We start from the raw sequence: 16,312 nt of genomic DNA, 5'->3' as shown, positions 1-16,312 counted from the left end.
ATTTGACATGGGGCCCTTACGGGCACCCCAGGCAGGCCAAAGCCGGCAGGCCCGGCGGATAAAGCGCCCGCCAAGCCTGCCGGCTTCGACCAGCCGAAGGCACCCGAACCCATGTCAAATCGGGCCTCGAGGGCCGTTGCGGGTCCGTCGGTGGGTGGATTCGTGTGGTTCTCGGGGTTATGCGCCGAGGGCGTTGGGGTGGTGGTCGGTCAGGAGGAAGCGGACTTCGTCGGCCACTCGTCTGACGTCGGCGGGCTCGACCACGGCGCAGTGGACTCCGTGCGCGGCCACTTCCAGGGCCAGGCACTCGGTGTAGGCGACGGCGGCTGCTCGTGATGCGGCGTAGGCGGCGATGCCCGATCTCGGCACGGCGACGACGTGGGCGGGCACCATGACGATCGTGCCCCGGGCACGGTCGACCATTCTGGTCGCCACGGCCCTCGACACGTTGAAGACGCCGTCGACGTTGACCGCGAAGGTGTGCGCCCAGTCCTCGTCGGTGATCGACAGGGCCGGGCCCGGCCGCAGTGCGCCCGCCATCGCCACCAGCGCGTCGATCGGGCCGAACTCGCGTTCCACCTGGTCCACGAGTGCGTCCACGGCGGCGCTGGAGGTGACGTCGATCTGTCGCCCGGCGATGCGCAGGCCCTGTGCGTGCAGTCGTTCGACGAGGTCCGCGAGTCTGGCCCCGTCGCTGTCGACGGCGGCGACCAGCGCGCCCTGCCTGGCCAGTGACTCGACCACCTCCGCGCCGAGCGGTGAACAGGCGCCGGTGATCAGTGCGATCTTGTGGTGGAATTCGGCATTCATCCCCAGTGCTCCCCAGTTGCTGCCCCCCGGTGTTGAACGTAATGGCCGCCACACCGGTAGGGAACTACCCGCGTGAGTAGTCGAAAAGGACGCTCCGCGAGACGGGGGTGAAATATGACTCCCGGGCAGGTCGGGACAATCGCGGAAGCCTAGACTGACCAGCCGTGGTCCAGCAGCCGATGATCGCCCCGAGCATCCTGTCCGCCGATTTCGCCCGCCTCGCCGACGAGGCCGCGGCCGTGTCCTCCGCGGACTGGTTGCACGTGGACGTCATGGACGCGCACTTCGTGCCGAACCTGACGATCGGGCTGCCGGTGGTGAAGTCGTTGCGCAAGGCGACGAACCTGCCGCTGGACTGCCACCTGATGATCGACGACCCGGATCGCTGGGCCATCGGGTACGCGGAGGCGGGCGCCTACAACGTGACGGTGCACGTGGAGGCCGCGAAGGATCCGGTGCGGTTGGCGAAGGACCTGCGCGCGGCGGGGGCGAAGGCCGGCCTGTCGTTGAAGCCGGGGACGCCGCTGGAGCCGTACGTCGACGTGCTCAAGCACTACGACACGCTGTTGGTGATGTCGGTGGAGCCGGGGTTCGGCGGTCAGTCCTTCATGGTCGAGGTGCTGGACAAGGTGCGGGCGGCGCGGCGGCTGGTGGACACCGGGCACCTGCGGTTGGTGGTGGAGATCGACGGCGGGATCAACGCGGACACCATCGAGCAGGCGGCCGAGGCGGGCGTGGACTGCTTCGTGGCCGGGTCGGCGGTGTACGACGCGGCGGATCCCGGTGCGGCTCTGGAGCGGCTGCGCGAGCAGGCGGCGCGCGCCAGGTGAACGTGGACGAGGCGATGGCGCTGGCCATCGCGGCGAGTGAGGGCGTGCGGGGCACGACCAGCCCGAACCCGCCGGTGGGGTGCGTGGTGCTGGACGCGGGCGGTGTGGTGGTGGGGGTCGGTGCGACCTCGCCGCCAGGTGGGGCGCACGCGGAGGTCGTGGCCCTGGCGCAGGCCGGTGGGCGGGCCCGTGGCGGCACGGCGGTCGTGACGTTGGAGCCGTGTGCCCACCAGGGGCGCACGCCGCCGTGCACGGGGGCGTTGCTGGACGCCGGCGTGGCGCGGGTGGTGCACGCGGTCGCGGACCCGAACCCGAAGGCGGCCGGCGGGGCGGACGTGCTGCGCGCGGCCGGGGTGGAGGTCGCGTCGGGGGTGCTGGCGGAAGAGGTGCGGCGGGGTCCGCTGCGGGCCTGGCTGCACTTCGCGCGGACCGGCCGACCGCACGTGACCTGGAAGTACGCGGCCAGCCTGGACGGTCGGGTGGCCGCGGGCGACGGCACGAGCCGGTGGATCAGTTCCGAGGAGTCCCGCGCGGAGGTGCACGAGCTGCGCACGAAGGTCGACGCGATCATGGTCGGCTCCGGGACGGTCCGCACGGATGACCCGAGATTGACCGCGCGGTTGGCGCGTCCGGTGCAGGATGGGGGCAGGCAGCCGCTGCGGGTCGTCGTCGGGATGGGCGACCTGCCGCCGGGTGCCCGTGTCCTGGACGACGAAGCGGAGACCATGCACCTGCGCACGCACGACCCGGACGTGGTGCTCGGCGCGTTGGCCGCGCGTGGCGTGGTGGACGTGCTGCTGGAGGGCGGGCCTACCCTGGCGGGTGCGTTCGCGGGTGCGCGTCGCGTCGACCGGGTGCTCGCTTATATCGCGCCGAAGTTCCTGGGTGACGGCCCGTCCGCCCTGCGGGACGCGGGGGTGTCGACCGTCACCGAGGCGGTCGGATTGGTCGTCGAGCAGGTCAGTATGTGCGGGCCGGACGTGCGGGTTTCCGCAGTGGTGCCACCAGGCGCCGCACGCTAAGGAGGAACGGTGTTCACCGGGATCGTCGAGGAGTTGGGTGAGGTCGTCGCCGTCACCGACCTGCCGGACGCGGCCCGCGTCACGATCGCGGGTCCGATCGTGACCGGCGACGCGAAGCACGGCGATTCGATCGCGGTCAACGGGGTGTGCCTCACCGTGGTGGACGTCGTCGACGGCGCGTTCACCGCGGACGTGATGCGCGAGACCCTGGTCCGCAGCAGCCTGGCCAAGGTCACCGAGGGCGACAAGGTCAACCTGGAGCGCGCCGCCGCGGTCGGCCAGCGCCTGGGCGGCCACATCGTGCAGGGCCACGTGGACGGCACCGGGGTGGTGCTGGCCCGGGAGCGGGCCGAGCACTGGGAGCTCGTCCACATCGGACTGCCGCCGGACCTGGCCCGGTACGTGGTGGAGAAGGGTTCGATCACCGTGGACGGCGTGTCGCTGACCGTGGTGTCGGTGTCGGACGTCGACGCGGCCGGTGGGACGTCCGCCGAGTTCACCGTGAGCCTCATCCCCACCACGCTGGAGCTCACCACCCTCGGCCGGCGCGCGCCGGGCGACCACGTCAACCTGGAGGTGGACGTGCTCGCGAAGTACGTCGAGCGGCTCGCGCTGCCCCACCTGCGCGCCGAGGAGGTCCGGTGAGCGACTTCGCCGACATCGAACGGGCCATCGCGGACATCGCCGCGGGCCGGCCGGTCGTCGTCGTGGACGACGAGGACCGCGAGAACGAGGGCGACCTGATCTTCGCGGCGGAGAAGGCCACGCCGGAGCTGCTGGCGTTCATGGTCCGCTACACGTCCGGGTACGTGTGCGTGTCGCTGACCGAGAGCGACTGCGACCGGCTGGACCTGCCACCGATGTACCACACGAACCAGGACGAGCGCGGCACCGCGTACACGGTGACCGTGGACGCCCGGGAGGGCGTGAGCACCGGCATCTCGGCGGCGGACCGGTCGTACACGATCCGGTTGCTGGCCGACCCGGACGCCACGGCCAAGGACTTCAACCGGCCCGGTCACGTGGTGCCGCTGAGGGCTCGTGACGGTGGCGTGCTGCGCCGCCCGGGGCACACCGAGGCGGCCGTCGACCTGGCCAGGTTGGCGGGCTTGTCGGCGGCGGGCGTGCTGTGCGAGATCGTGTCGCAGAAGGACGAGGGCGACATGGCCCGCCGCGACGAGCTGCAGGTGTTCGCGGACGACCACGACCTCGCGCTGATCACCATCGCGGACCTGATCGCCTACCGGCGACGGGTGGAGACGCAGGTGGAGAGGGTCGCGGAGGCCCGCATCCCGACCGCGCACGGCACGTTCACCGCGGTCGGCTACGACAGCAAGCTGGACGGCATCGAGCACATCGCGATGGTCTACGGCGACCTGGGCGACGGTGAGGACGTGCTGGTCCGCGTGCACTCGGAGTGCCTGACGGGTGACGTGTTCGGCTCGTTGCGCTGCGACTGCGGCCCGCAGCTGGACGCGGCGCTGGAGGCGGTGGCCGCTCAGGGGCGCGGTGTCGTGCTCTACATGCGCGGGCACGAGGGTCGCGGCATCGGGCTGATGCACAAGCTGCAGGCCTACCAGCTGCAGGACGGCGGCGCGGACACGGTGGACGCGAACCTGGGCCTGGGGCTGCCCGCGGACGCCCGCGACTACGGCACCGGCGCGCAGATCCTGGCGGACCTGGGCATCAAGTCGATGCGGCTGCTGACCAACAACCCGGCCAAGCGGGTCGGGCTGGAGGGGTACGGGCTGACCGTGATCGACCGGGTGCCGCTGCCGATCTCGCCCAACCCGGAGAACCTGCGGTACCTGCGCACCAAGCGGGACCGGATGGGGCACGAGCTGCACCAGCTCGAACAGTACGAGGCGCTGGCCCAGGGCGGCGCGGTGGTGTCCACGGAGGGAGCGGAATGAGCCTCGAAGGACGACCGGAGGACTCCGTCCCCGACGCGGCCGGGTTGACGTTGGGCGTGGTCGCGACGCGGTGGCACCCGAAGATCACCGACAACCTGGTCGACCGGGCGTTGGCCGCGGCGGCGGAGGCCGGCGTCGCGTCACCGACGGTGGTGCGGGTCGCGGGCGCGGTGGAGCTGCCGGTGGTGGCGCAGGAGCTGGCCCGCACGCACGACGCGGTGGTGGCGCTGGGCGTCGTGATCCGCGGCGGCACGCCGCACTTCGAGTACGTGTGCGACGCGGTGACGGCGGGCCTGACCAGGGTCGCGCTGGACGCGTCGACGCCGATCGGCAACGGCGTGCTCACCACCAACGACGAGGACCAGGCGCTGGCCCGCGCCGGGTTCGCGGACTCGGTGGAGGACAAGGGTTTCGAGGCGTGCGTGGCCGCGCTGGACTCGGCGTTGGTGCTGCGCGGGCTGCGAGCGGGCTCGTGAGGACCGCCGTGACCGCCGACGTCGTCGAGTTCCGCCCGAAGAAGATCCGCCTGGTCGCGGGTGCGAGCGCGGTGTTCCTGGTGGTGGTGTTCACCGTGGTGGGCCTGCTGCTGGGCGACACGCCGACCGGGGTGATCTTCCGGGCCTCCGACCAGGTGGCGATGGTCTGCCTGGGTGTGCTGCTGGCGTGCGGCGTGCTGCTGCTGACGCGGCCGCGCGTGCGCGCCGACGCGGAGGGCGTGGAGGTGCGCAACGTCGTGACCGCGCACCGCTTCACGTGGCAGCAGGTGCTGCACGTGTCGTTCCCGGACGGCGCTTCGTGGGCCCGCCTGGAGCTGCCGGACGACGAGTACGTGTCGATCATGGCCGTGCAGGCGGTGGACCGGGATCACGCCGTGGCCGCGGTGCGGGCCCTGCGCGAGCTGCACCGCGCCGCCACCCGTTAGCGCGAGAGTCCAACGCTCGTAACCCGTGAGTTCAACGCTCGGACGACGGGTGCGGCGCCCTACCGCCTGCCGGCGGCGCGAGGGTCACGGCCCGGCGGCCCGGAGCAGGCGTTCCGCGGTGGCCCGGAGGTGTTGTCTCAGCTCCTCCGGGCCCTGGACCTCGAAGTCGACGCCGATCATCGCGATCCACGGCGCGACCTCCTCCAACGCGGGCGTGCCGACCGTCAGCAGGGTCCGCTCGTCGTCGATGCGCTCCAGGTGCACGGAGCCGTACGAGGTGCGCGCGGCGACCACGTCGTACGGCGCGTGCATGACCAGCCGGACCTCGTGCTGGTACGGCGCGACGGACAGCTGCCGCGACACGTACGACGCCAGGTCCTCCGCCGGCGGCTCGCGCGGCGGGAAGCGGGCGCCCGGCGTCGGCTCCTGCTCGATCCGGTCCACCCGGAACGTGCGCCAGTCCTCCTTGTCCACGTCCCACGCCACCAGGTACCACCGCCGCCCGGTGTGGGCCAGGCCGAGCGGCTCGACGTGCCGGCGGGTGGCGCCGTCCCGCCCGGCGTAGGGGAACCGCAGCCGCTGGTGGTCGCGGCACGCGACGGCGATCGCGGTCAACGTGCCCGAGTCGACCCGCACCCCTCGCGTGGGCAGCGCCACGGTGTGCGTCTGGAGCGCGTTCACCCGCCGGCGCAGCCGGGACGGCAGCACCTGCTCCAGCTTGGCCAAGGCCCGCACGGACGTCTCCTCGATGCCCGCCACGGTGCCGTTGGCCGCCGTGCGCAACCCCACGGCGACCGCCACGGCCTCGTCGTCGTCCAACAACAACGGCGGCAGCTCGGCGCCCGCGCCCAGCTGGTAGCCGCCCGACACCCCCGGCGCGGCGTTGACCGGGTAGCCGAGGTTGCGCAGCTTGTCGACATCGCGCCGCACGGTCCGGACGTCCACGCCGAGCCGCTGCGCGAGGTCCGACCCGGTCCAGTCGCGGCGCACCTGCAACAACGACAGCAGCTTGAGCAGACGGGCCGAGGTTTCCAGCATGGACGCAGTGTGCCGGCCATCGCGGACGACTTCCGTCCTCGTTCAGCCGCGTCGCGCACCGTCCGGCCACACCACGACCACCGGCACGCCCGACGCGCGCGCCGTCTCCACGACGTCAGCCGTGCCGCCCCGCCCGTCCGGCGGCTGCCCGTCCCACACCGCGATCAGCAGCTCCACCGACGCGAGCATCCGCTCGTTCGCCATCACGTAGGCGTGCCGCCCCGACAGCTCGTTGGGCAGCACGCTGACGACGTGCGCCCGTGCCAGCAGCTCGTCGTAGTCGGCCCGCTTCTCCGGCTTCAGCTTCTCCCGGTAGTCCATCGCGGGCAGCACCACCTCGACCCGGCCGCCCAGCTCCAGCACCACCCGCGCGAACAACTGGTCCGCACCCGGCGCCAGGCAGGTCACCCCGACCAGGGATGACCCGCCCGCCGCCTCGGCCTCCAACGCCGCGCGGATGGCCTCGCGCACGGCGTCGACGCAATCGGGCGCCAGCTTGCTGTGCCCGGTGACTCCCACCCGCATCGCTAGGCCGTCCGCACCCCGCGGATCGCCTCACGGGTGTCCCGCACGACGGCCAGGTCGCGGTGCCGCTCGGCCTCCTTGGCGAAGTCCTGCAGCTTCCGCACCACCCGCCCGGACGCCAGGCCCGCCGCCGTGGGCAGCACCTGCTGGATCAACCCGCACGCCTCCTCCGGCTCACCCGCGACCATCTTGGTGCGGGCCAGCCCGATGACGTCGAACGCCCGGTTGCGCACCCTGGCCGGGTCGCGCAGGTCGAGCGCCCGCAGGATGTGCTGCTCGGCCAGCGGCGCCTGCTTCGGGTCGTGCCCGGCCAGGTCGCGCATCCGGGCCCCGATGACCCCTTCCAGCTCCGCCTCGTCGAACGAGTCCAGCCACCAGGGGTCCGAACCGGACCGGCGCTGCGCGAAGCTGTCCTGCGCCTGCCCGACCGCGCGGTGGAACTCCCGCACCCGACCCATCTGGGCGTACGCCCAGGCCTCGCGGGTCAGCAGCAGCGCCTGCAACGTCGGGGTGGCCGTGCGCCTGGTGCCGTACTGGCCCAGCTGGACCAGCTCTAAACCGTCCTCGGGGCGACCCAGGTCGAACATCTGCCTGGCCATCGCCGCGAGGCACAACGCGGCGAACGGGTCGTTGCGCCCGGCCTTCGCCATGCGCACCCCCAGCACGTAGTACCGCTGCGCGGCGTCGTGCATGCCCGCGTCCCAGGACATGCTCGCCGCCACCTTGGACAACTCGGCCCCGATGAAGAAGGCCCGTTCCGTGGTGGGGCCCGCCGGCGCGCGCGAGAGCCGCTCGGCAAGTTCCTCCAACTGGCCGAGCACCGCCTTGCGCGCCAGGCCGTACCCGCCTCGACCGCCCCACCCGCGCAGCCCGTCGGCGACGTGCTGCAACGCCGCCAACTCCTCCTCGCTGATCGCCGCGCTGGACGACCACTTGGACAGGGGCTGCAAGGGGTGGAGCCACCGCTGGAGCGGTTCGACCAGTGCGGGACCCATCGCCACCGCGGCGGCTCCGGTGAGCGCCGCTCGTCTGCTGATCGCCAAGTCGTTCCTCGCCGTCTCCTCGACCGATCTGGCAATGCTCGACGCGTCCCACGCCGCGGCGAGCACATCGGGCGAGGCGCCGCGATCGGCGCCCGCCTGGCTTGGGATTCCGACGCGGTCGAACCACAGCCGGTCGGCCGGGACGGCGAGCGCCTGCGCGAAGTGGCGCAGCCGGTCGATCCGGTCGATCGGGTTCTCACCGGTCTCGTACCGCGACAGCTGCGCCTGGGAGATCCCCAGCCAGGACGCCATGCGGTCTTGGGTGACGCGGCTGACGTGCTGGGGGTGGTGCCGGTAGGCGGCGAGGAGGGCGCCCATGTTCCGGTCGGCGAACGCGGCAGCCATCGCCTCGTGGTCCCAGAAGTCCCCCGGGACCTCGGGTGGTCCGTAGAGCTCGGTCCGAGCGTTGCGGCGACAACGCTGGCAGAGCCGGTCGGTGTTGTCGGCGGCGATCAACGCCCCGCACGACGGGCATGCGCGCCTGGTACTGGCTGCTCTCCGAGCTTTCCGTTCCATGGCTCGCTCCCGTCACTGAGCGTGCTCGTCAGTGTATAGAGATGTGATCAGGAGTCTATTCATCCCGTGCATAAGACGGGGTGGGTCGCTGGTAGGAGCCACCGTGACGCCGAGTGGTGGATGAGCTGGATCCAACGGGTGCATGGATCCGACCCGACAACGGTGTGGTGGTGCGTCCCGGATGGCCGCAGGCTGCGGGTGTGCCAGTGCCGGGACGACCTCGCGGCCCCCGCGCACAACGCCCGCTCCACCCGACCGGGGAGGGACCTCCGCCGATGAGCATCACCGCCGCCACCACCGCAGACAACGGCCCGCGCTACGGGCCACGCGACCGCGCGCACCAGCAGGCACTCGGCGAGGCGATCGCGGGCTACCGGCTGCTGGGATGGAAGGTGTCGGTCACCGAGCAGGGCGTCTTCCTGCCGCTCGGGCCGGCCACCACCGCCCTGGCCATGCCCGCCCGCATCGGCTCGCGCGTCCTGGCCGACCTCAAGGCCCGGATGCTCGCCGGACCCGTCACCGTCATCCCGGGCCCGCGCGAGCACTGGATCTTCCTGGCCGAGCTGGTCGCGCTGCTGCCCACGCACCTGAAGGCCCCCGCCGAGGTGCAGTTCGTCCGCTCGCCGCAGCGCATCGCGCTGCCGCCCACGATGACCCGGTACGGGTCGCTGAGGTGGGCGAACCCGCCGTCGCACTCGCGGCACTGGTTCCCGCCGTTCACGGCGGTGCTGGCGCTGGCCCGGACGGCGGTCACCCGGGACCGGTAGGCGAGGATGGGCGGGTGGACCGACGGACGCTGCTGTGCGGGCTGCTCGCCCTGACCGCCGGTGTGCCCCTGACCGCCTGCGGCACGGGCACGCCGACACGTCGACCCGGTGTCGGCTCGGCTCGCGCGGGGGACCGCGTGGCCGGCCTGGCCGACGTCCCGGTGGGGTCCGGCGCGCTCGTCGACGTCGGCGGTGACGGGCAGTTGTTGCTGGTCAGGCCGTCGGAGTCGGAGGTGCGGGCGTTCAACCCGGCCTGCCCGCACCAGGGCACGACGGTGAACCCGCCCGCCGCCGGCGCCATCACCTGCCCCACGCACCGCAGCACGTTCGACCCCGCGTCGGGCGCGGTGCTGTCCGGTCCGTCGCCGCGTGGGTTGGCCGAGGTGGCGGTCACCGTGTCCGGGTCCGACGTGTTGCTTTCCTGAAGATCCCGTCCCAACGGTTGGAGTGTTGAACCCCGCTTCACGTGGTGTCGTATTGCCTGTGTGGCCGAACGACCATCCCACCACGACGTAGCGGAGGACCTCCTGTGAGTTCCGTGGAGAAGACAGGGCTGTCCCGGCGCTCGGTGCTGTGCGGCGTGCTGGTCGCGCTGGCGGTCCCGGGCGGCCTGGCGGCGTGCAGCAGCGGCGCCCCGACCAGCGGCACCACCACCGGCAACGGCACGGCACCGGGTGGCGGCGCCACCCCGACCGGTCCGGCGTCGATCGCGGCGCTGGCCGACGTGCCCGACGGCGGCGGCCTGATCGCCGGCAACCCGGCCAACAGCAAGCCGCTGGTGCTGGTGCGCACCGGCGACACGATCAAGGCCTACGACGCGACGTGCCCCCACCAGGGCACCGCCGTCTCGCCGCCCGAGGGCGGCGTCATCACGTGCCCGAACCACGGCAGCACGTTCAACGCCGCCGACGGCGCCGTCACCAAGGGCCCGGCCACCCAGGGCCTGGCCGAGGTCCCGGTGAAGGTGGAAGCGGGCCAGGTCGTCCTCGCCTGAACGGGCACCCGGCCGGGCCGCCCCCCGGCCGGGAGCTGCTACCAGACCACGCCCGACCCGGCACAGGTCGGCCGTGGGCGGCTTTGTCGGTGGCCGCACGTAGGCTTTACCCGTGGCCGATCCGTCGACCTATCGCCCTGCGACAGGCACCATCCCCGAAGCCCCCGGCGTGTACAAGTTCCGCGACGCCGGCGGCCGCGTGGTGTACGTCGGCAAGGCCAAGAGCCTGCGCCAACGCCTCAACTCCTACTTCGCCGACATCGCCGGCCTGCACCCGCGCACCCGGCAGATGGTGACCACCGCCGCGAGCGTCGAGTGGACCGTCGTCGGCACCGAGGTCGAGGCCCTCCAGCTGGAGTACAACTGGATCAAGGAGTTCGACCCGCGGTTCAACGTCCGCTACCGCGACGACAAGTCCTACCCGGTCCTCGCGGTCACGATGAACGAGGAGTTCCCCCGGCTGCACGTCTACCGCGGCCCGCGCCGCAAGGGCGTCCGCTACTTCGGGCCGTACGCGCACGCCTGGGCGATCCGCGAGACGCTGGACCTGCTGCTGCGGGTGTTCCCGGCGCGCACCTGCTCGGCGGGGGTGTTCAAGCGCCACAGCCAGATCGGCCGCCCGTGCCTGCTCGGCTACATCGACAAGTGCTCGGCGCCGTGCGTGGGCCGGGTGAGCGCCGACGAGCACCGCGACATCGTCGAGGACTTCTGCGACTTCCTGGCCGGCCGGACGGACTCGATGGTGCGCCGCCTCGAACGCGAGATGACGGCCGCCGCCGAGGAGCTGGAGTTCGAGAAGGCGGCCCGGCTGCGCGACGACCAGGCGGCCCTCAAGCGGGCGCTGGAGAAGCAGGCCGTGGTGCTGGGCGACGGCACGGACGCCGACGTGGTCGCGTTCGCGCAGGACGACCTGGAGGTGTCGGTCCAGGTCTTCCACGTGCGCGGCGGTCGCGTGCGCGGCCAGCGCGGCTGGGTCGTCGACAAGGTCGACGAGTCGGGCGTGACCGGGCTGGTCGACCAGTTCGTCACCCAGTTCTACGGCGAGCAGGCCGAGTCGGCGCTGGCCGGCGGCGTGGAGTCGGCGCCGGTGCCGCGCGAGGTGCTGGTGCCGGAGCTGCCCGACGACGTCGAGGCGGTGGAGAAGTGGCTGTCGGACCTGCGCGGTGCGAAGGTGGCCCTGCGGGTGCCGCAGCGCGGTGACAAGCGGGCGCTCATGGAGACCGTGCAGCGCAACGCCAAGGAGGCGTTCCAGCAGCACAAGCTGCGCCGCGCGGGCGACCTGACGGCCCGGTCGGCGGCCCTGCAGGAGCTGCAGGAGGCGTTGGGACTGGACACGGCGCCGCTGCGCATCGAGTGCACCGACATCAGCCACGTGCAGGGCACGGACGTGGTGGCGTCGCTGGTCGTGTTCGAGGACGGCCTGGCGCGCAAGTCCGAGTACCGCCGGTTCGCCGTCCGCGAGGGCGCCCAGCAGGGTGACGTCGGCTCGATCGCCGAGGTGGTGCGGCGCCGGTTCCAGGCCTACCTGCGGGACAACCGGGACGGCCCGAACCCCGGCATCGACCCGGAGACCGGCAAGCCGCGCAAGTTCGCGTACGCGCCGAACCTGCTGGTCGTGGACGGCGGCGCGGCGCAGGCGCAGGTAGCCTCCGATGTCTTGGCGGAGCTGGGCATCACCGACGTCGCGGTGGTCGGCCTGGCCAAGCGGCTGGAGGAGGTCTGGGTGCCCGGTGAGCCGGACCCGGTGATCCTGCCGCGCACCAGCGAGGCCCTCTACCTGCTGCAACGGGTGCGCGACGAGGCGCACCGGTTCGCCATCGCCTACCACCGGCAGAAGCGGTCCAAGCGGATGACCACGTCGGCGCTGGACGACGTGCCGGGCCTGGGGCAGACGCGCAAGGCCGCGTTGCTCAAGCACTTCGGCTCGCTGAAGAAGTTGCGCGAGGCGAGCGTCGACGAGATCAGCGGCGTGCCCGGCGTGGGTCGGCGCACCGCGGAGGCCGTGCACGCGACGTTGACCGGGGTCGCCACGGCGGTGCCGTCGACCGGGCCGGTGGCCGGGGAGCCGGTCGTCGTCGAGTCGGCGGTCGGGCAACTGGTGGCGGAGTCAGAGATCGAACACCGACAGGAGCAGAAGTGAGCGCACCGGCCGGCGAGAAGTCCGGCATCGAAGTCGCGGTGGTGACGGGCCTGTCGGGGGCGGGCCGCAGCACCGCCGCGAAGTGCCTGGAGGACCTCGGGTGGTTCGTGGTGGACAACCTGCCGCCCGAGCTGATCGCGACGATGGTGGAGCTGGGTGCGCAGGCCAGGGGCGCCATCACCAGGGTCGCGGTGGTGATGGACGTGCGCAGCCGCGCGTTCACCGAGGACCTGGCGGCGGTCATCAAGGACCTGGACGCGCGCGGCTACAAGCCGAAGGTGCTGTTCCTGGAGGCCACCGACGCGGTGCTGATCCGCCGGTTCGAGTCGGTGCGCCGCGGCCACCCGCTCCAGGCGGACGGCCGGCTGGCCGACGGCATCGAGGCCGAGCGGGTCCTGCTCACGCCGCTGCGCGAGGAGGCCGACCTGGTGCTGGACACCTCCGGGCTGTCGGTGCACCAGCTGCGGGCCAAGATCGAGGACACGTTCGGCAGCGAGTCGGCCACCCGCACCCGCGTCACGGTGCTGTCGTTCGGCTACAAGTACGGCCTGCCGATGGACGCCGACCTGGTCATGGACGTGCGGTTCCTGCCCAACCCGTTCTGGATCCCGGAGCTGCGCGAGCAGACCGGCCTGGACGGCGATGTGCGCAACTACGTGCTCACGCAGGAGGGCGCGGACGAGTTCCTGGACCGCTACCACGAGCTGCTGCGGCTCATCGGCGCCGGCTACCGGCGCGAGGGCAAGCGGTACCTGACGCTGGCGGTCGGCTGCACCGGCGGCAAGCACCGCAGCGTGGCCATCTCGGAGGAGCTGGCGGGCAGGTTGGCCAGCGAGGACGGCATGGCGGTCAAGGTCGTCCACCGGGACCTGGGACGCGAGTGAGCTTCAGAGCGGTAGCGCTGGGCGGCGGGCACGGGCTGCACGCCACACTCACCGCCCTGCGCCGGGTGACCGACGACGTGACGGCCGTGGTGACGGTCGCGGACGACGGCGGCTCGTCGGGGCGGTTGCGCCGCGAGCTGGGCCTGCTGCCGCCCGGCGACCTGCGCAAGGCGATGGTGGCGCTGGCGGGCGTGGACCCGTCGAACGCGCTGTGGGCGAGGTTGTTCCAGCACCGGTTCGGCGGCACCGGCGCGCTCGCCGGGCACGCGGTGGGCAACCTGGTGCTGGCGGGCCTGCTGGAGCAGCTGGGCGACCCGGTGGCGGTGCTGGAGGAGGCCGGTCGGCTGCTCGGCGTGCGCGGCCGGGTGCTGCCGATGTGCACCGAGCCGTTGTCGATCGAGGCGGACGTGACCGGCCTGGACGACGACGCCGACGTGGTGCGCCGCATCCGGGGCCAGGTCGCGATCGCCACCACGCCGGGCCGCGTGCAGCGGATCCGGCTCTACGGTCCCGGCGGCCCCGGTGAGGCGCCGCGCGGCTGCCCGGAGGCGGTCGAGGCGGTGCTCGCGGCGGACGTGGTGCTGCTCGGGCCCGGCTCCTGGTTCACCAGCGTGCTGCCGCACCTGCTCGTGCCGGAGCTGCACGACGCGGTCGTGCGGACGTCGGCGCGGAAGGTCGTCGTGCTCAACCTCGTCCCCCAACCGGGGGAAACCGACGGGTTCTCCCCGGAGCTGCACCTGGACGTGCTGTGCGAGCACGCGCCCGCGCTGCGGGTCGACGCGGTGATCGCGGACGTGGACGCGGTGCCGGTGCCGGACCGGCTGCGCCGTGCCGCCGCAGCTCTCGGCGCTGCCGCGCACCTCGCGCCCATCGCGGTGGCCGGTGCGCCGGACCGTCACGACCCGGCCGCGTTGGCGTTGAGCATCACGCGGGCGTTGGCCGGCCCTGGTGATGGGACCGGCGGGGCGTCGAGTACAACCCTCCAGGAAGACCGGACGAGCAGGGGAGGCGAGGCGCCGTGGCGATGACGTCGGCGGTGAAGGACGAGCTGAGCAGGCTGGCCGTCTCCAAGACCTGCTGCCGGCGCGCGGAGGTCGCCTCCCTCCTGCGCTTCGCGGGCGGCCTGCACATCGTCGGCGGTCGCGTGGTCGTCGAGGCCGAGCTGGACTTGGGCTCCACGGCGCGGCGGCTGCGCCGGGAGATCCACGAGCTGTACGGGCACCAGTCGGACGTGTTCACCATCACCTCCAGCGGCCTGCGCAAGGGCACCCGGTTCGTGGTGCGCGTGGTCAAGGACGGCGAGGGCCTGGCCAGGCAGACGGGCCTGCTCGACCCGCGCGGCCGCCCGGTCCGCGGCCTGCCCGCGCCGGTCGTGTCGGGCGGCGTGTGCGACGCGGAGGCGGCGTGGCGCGGCGCGTTCCTGGCGCACGGCTCGCTGACCGAACCGGGCCGCTCGTCGTCGATGGAGGTGACCTGCCCCGGTCCCGAGGCGGCGTTGGCGCTGGTCGGCGCGGCGCGGCGGATGGGCATCGGCTCGAAGTCGCGCGAGGTGCGCGGCGCGGAACGCGTGGTGATAAGGGATGGCGACGCGATCGGCGCGATGCTGACCAGGCTGGGCGCGCACGACAGCGTGCTGGCCTGGGAGGAGCGCCGGATGCGCCGCGAGGTGCGCGCGACGGCGAACCGCCTGGCGAACTTCGACGACGCCAACCTGCGCCGCTCCGCCCGTGCCGCCGTCGCCGCCGCCACGCGGGTGCAGCGGGCGCTGGAGATCCTGGGCGCCGAGGCGCCGGACCACCTGGCCGCCGCGGGCGCCCTGCGCCTGGCCCACCGCCAGGCGTCCCTGGAGGAGCTGGGCCAGCTCTCCGAGCCGCAGATGACGAAGGACGCCGTCGCCGGCCGCATCCGCCGCCTCCTGGCGATGGCGGACAAGCGGGCCAAGGAACTGGGCATGCCCGACACGGAATCCGCCGTGACCGCGGACATGCTCGACGCGGAGGTCTAGCACCACCCGCCCGCGCTCCCCTCGCGCCGACGAGGGTCAGCGCAGCCCGAGGGCGACCGCGAGCGGGACGGCCAGGGACTTCACGTAGGTGTCGGTCAGGTGGTTGTCGCGGTAGACGATGACGTTGCCGACCACCGCGGGGCACACGTCGGCCCGGCAGATCCAGTCCGTCAGGTCCACCACCCGCACGCCGTCCAGGCCGGTGGCGGCGTCGGCCAGGGGGTCGCCCGGCGAGCCGACGGCCCGCGCGCGGGGCGTGTCGCACTCGGCCGTGCGGTCCGGGTGGCGTTGCAGGCACGCCACCACCGGCTTGGCCGGTCGGGGCACCTCGCGGATCACGGCGACCGGGATGCCGGCCGCGGACAGCGGCCCGAGCACCGCCCGGTAGCCCTCGACCATGCGGTCCGTCGACTCCCACGTCCAGTTCAGGTCCTCGCGGTAGGACTCCGGCGACATGGCGGCGGTGAGCACCAGGTCCGGGGCCAGCCCGCGGATGACGTCGAGCTTTACCAGGTTCTCCTCAGAGCACACGGTCAGCGGCACGCCCGCGTTCGTCGGCGGCACGGTGCTGAACGGGCAGCCGTTGCGCGTGATGACGTGCACCTTCCACCGGCCCGCGCCCTCCTGCCGCGCGAACTCCGCCAGGGCGGTGCTGAACTGCGCGGCGTGCGAGTCACCGACGACGACCGCGGTCTTGGTCGCGGCCGGGTCGCCGTGCAGGCACGACGTGATGCCCTCGCCCAGGTCCTGGTCGACGCAGTGGCCGGTCGGCCAGTCCTGCTCGGCCACGTCGAGCGCGGGGGCGAGCGCGACACCGGTCGGCGCGGGCGCCGGCCGGTCCGGGTCCAGGGCGAGCGCGCCGGGGTGCTGGGAGTCGTTCACCGACGCCCCGCGCAACCCGGC

General features: G+C 72.9%; 18 protein-coding genes. 13 read left to right on the top strand and 5 right to left on the bottom strand.

Translation table 11 applies throughout. From position 1 onward, the window contains the following. Positions 1-177: 177 nt before the first annotated feature. The gene (locus AB0G02_RS14690) at positions 178-810 is read right to left on the bottom strand and encodes an SDR family NAD(P)-dependent oxidoreductase (RefSeq protein ID WP_360793854.1); all 633 of its coding nucleotides are present in this window, start codon (positions 808-810) and stop codon (positions 178-180) included. 179 nt (positions 811-989) lie between these two features. On the opposite strand from AB0G02_RS14690, the gene rpe reads away from it, so the two are divergent. From rpe to AB0G02_RS14660, 6 genes are read left to right on the top strand one after another with little or no spacing between them, the layout of a single operon-like run. After that, entirely contained in the window at positions 990-1,640 is a 651-nt protein-coding gene (gene rpe, locus AB0G02_RS14685) for a ribulose-phosphate 3-epimerase (protein WP_360793858.1), read from the top strand. A 14-nt stretch (positions 1,641-1,654) separates the two neighbouring features. Beyond that, positions 1,655-2,662 carry a bifunctional diaminohydroxyphosphoribosylaminopyrimidine deaminase/5-amino-6-(5-phosphoribosylamino)uracil reductase RibD gene (gene ribD / locus AB0G02_RS14680; RefSeq protein ID WP_360793856.1) on the top strand — a complete coding sequence of 336 codons (1,008 nt, stop codon included), beginning with the start codon at positions 1,655-1,657 and terminating at the stop codon, positions 2,660-2,662. Between the two features lie 9 nt (positions 2,663-2,671). After that, complete coding sequence (locus AB0G02_RS14675) at positions 2,672-3,307, top strand: riboflavin synthase (RefSeq protein WP_360793852.1); 636 nt, start codon at positions 2,672-2,674, stop codon at positions 3,305-3,307. Then, positions 3,304-4,575: a bifunctional 3,4-dihydroxy-2-butanone-4-phosphate synthase/GTP cyclohydrolase II gene (locus AB0G02_RS14670; protein WP_360793850.1), complete on the top strand. Its 1,272-nt coding sequence runs from the start codon at positions 3,304-3,306 to the stop codon at positions 4,573-4,575. The genes AB0G02_RS14675 and AB0G02_RS14670 overlap by 4 nt, the downstream gene beginning before the upstream one ends. Continuing rightward, positions 4,572-5,051 carry a 6,7-dimethyl-8-ribityllumazine synthase gene (gene ribH, locus AB0G02_RS14665; protein ID WP_360793848.1) on the top strand — a complete coding sequence of 160 codons (480 nt, stop codon included), beginning with the start codon at positions 4,572-4,574 and terminating at the stop codon, positions 5,049-5,051. The genes AB0G02_RS14670 and ribH overlap by 4 nt, the downstream gene beginning before the upstream one ends. Positions 5,052-5,059: 8 nt before the next feature. Beyond that, a complete protein-coding gene (locus AB0G02_RS14660) occupies positions 5,060-5,497 on the top strand; it encodes a PH domain-containing protein (protein WP_360793846.1) in 438 nt (145 codons plus the stop codon). Positions 5,498-5,581: 84 nt separating this feature from the next. Here the strand turns inward: AB0G02_RS14660 and AB0G02_RS14655 are convergent, their stop codons facing one another. From AB0G02_RS14655 to AB0G02_RS14645, 3 genes are read right to left on the bottom strand one after another with little or no spacing between them, the layout of a single operon-like run. Then, positions 5,582-6,535: a YafY family protein gene (locus AB0G02_RS14655; RefSeq protein ID WP_360793844.1), complete on the bottom strand. Its 954-nt coding sequence runs from the start codon at positions 6,533-6,535 to the stop codon at positions 5,582-5,584. A 42-nt stretch (positions 6,536-6,577) separates the two neighbouring features. Then, positions 6,578-7,060, bottom strand: a complete 483-nt coding sequence (locus tag AB0G02_RS14650; RefSeq protein ID WP_360793842.1) for a hypothetical protein — start codon at positions 7,058-7,060, stop codon at positions 6,578-6,580. Between the two features lie 2 nt (positions 7,061-7,062). Further along, positions 7,063-8,448 (bottom strand): helix-turn-helix transcriptional regulator, encoded by a 1,386-nt coding sequence (locus tag AB0G02_RS14645; protein ID WP_360793840.1) that lies wholly within the window; start codon positions 8,446-8,448, stop codon positions 7,063-7,065. 446 nt (positions 8,449-8,894) lie between these two features. Here AB0G02_RS14645 and AB0G02_RS14640 point away from each other — a divergent pair, with 446 nt between their 5' ends. The 7 genes from AB0G02_RS14640 to whiA all read left to right on the top strand — a co-directional run bounded on the left by AB0G02_RS14640 (position 8,895) and on the right by whiA (position 15,409). After that, positions 8,895-9,386, top strand: a complete 492-nt coding sequence (locus AB0G02_RS14640; protein ID WP_360793838.1) for a hypothetical protein — start codon at positions 8,895-8,897, stop codon at positions 9,384-9,386. Positions 9,387-9,400: 14 nt separating this feature from the next. After that, positions 9,401-9,811 carry a Rieske (2Fe-2S) protein gene (locus tag AB0G02_RS14635; RefSeq protein ID WP_360793836.1) on the top strand — a complete coding sequence of 137 codons (411 nt, stop codon included), beginning with the start codon at positions 9,401-9,403 and terminating at the stop codon, positions 9,809-9,811. Positions 9,812-9,915: 104 nt separating this feature from the next. Beyond that, positions 9,916-10,380 carry a Rieske (2Fe-2S) protein gene (locus AB0G02_RS14630; protein ID WP_360793834.1) on the top strand — a complete coding sequence of 155 codons (465 nt, stop codon included), beginning with the start codon at positions 9,916-9,918 and terminating at the stop codon, positions 10,378-10,380. A 112-nt stretch (positions 10,381-10,492) separates the two neighbouring features. Continuing rightward, positions 10,493-12,520 carry an excinuclease ABC subunit UvrC gene (uvrC, locus tag AB0G02_RS14625; protein ID WP_360793832.1) on the top strand — a complete coding sequence of 676 codons (2,028 nt, stop codon included), beginning with the start codon at positions 10,493-10,495 and terminating at the stop codon, positions 12,518-12,520. Next, positions 12,517-13,404 carry an RNase adapter RapZ gene (gene rapZ, locus AB0G02_RS14620; protein ID WP_360793830.1) on the top strand — a complete coding sequence of 296 codons (888 nt, stop codon included), beginning with the start codon at positions 12,517-12,519 and terminating at the stop codon, positions 13,402-13,404. Before uvrC ends, rapZ begins: the two co-directional genes overlap by 4 nt. Next, the gene (yvcK, locus tag AB0G02_RS14615) at positions 13,401-14,432 is read left to right on the top strand and encodes a uridine diphosphate-N-acetylglucosamine-binding protein YvcK (protein WP_360793828.1); all 1,032 of its coding nucleotides are present in this window, start codon (positions 13,401-13,403) and stop codon (positions 14,430-14,432) included. The genes rapZ and yvcK overlap by 4 nt, the downstream gene beginning before the upstream one ends. Beyond that, positions 14,423-15,409 carry a DNA-binding protein WhiA gene (gene whiA, locus AB0G02_RS14610; RefSeq protein ID WP_360793826.1) on the top strand — a complete coding sequence of 329 codons (987 nt, stop codon included), beginning with the start codon at positions 14,423-14,425 and terminating at the stop codon, positions 15,407-15,409. The genes yvcK and whiA overlap by 10 nt, the downstream gene beginning before the upstream one ends. Positions 15,410-15,445: 36 nt before the next feature. Here the strand turns inward: whiA and AB0G02_RS14605 are convergent. Then, a partial coding sequence (locus AB0G02_RS14605) for an SGNH hydrolase domain-containing protein (protein WP_360793824.1) occupies positions 15,446-16,312 on the bottom strand: 867 nt, incomplete at its 5' end.

The organism is Actinosynnema sp. NPDC023658 (genome assembly GCF_040639995.1).
Classification (GTDB): domain Bacteria; phylum Actinomycetota; class Actinomycetes; order Mycobacteriales; family Pseudonocardiaceae; genus Actinosynnema.
The sequence above is the reverse complement of the archived record's forward strand: the minus strand, read 5'-3'. Positions and strand labels throughout refer to the sequence as shown.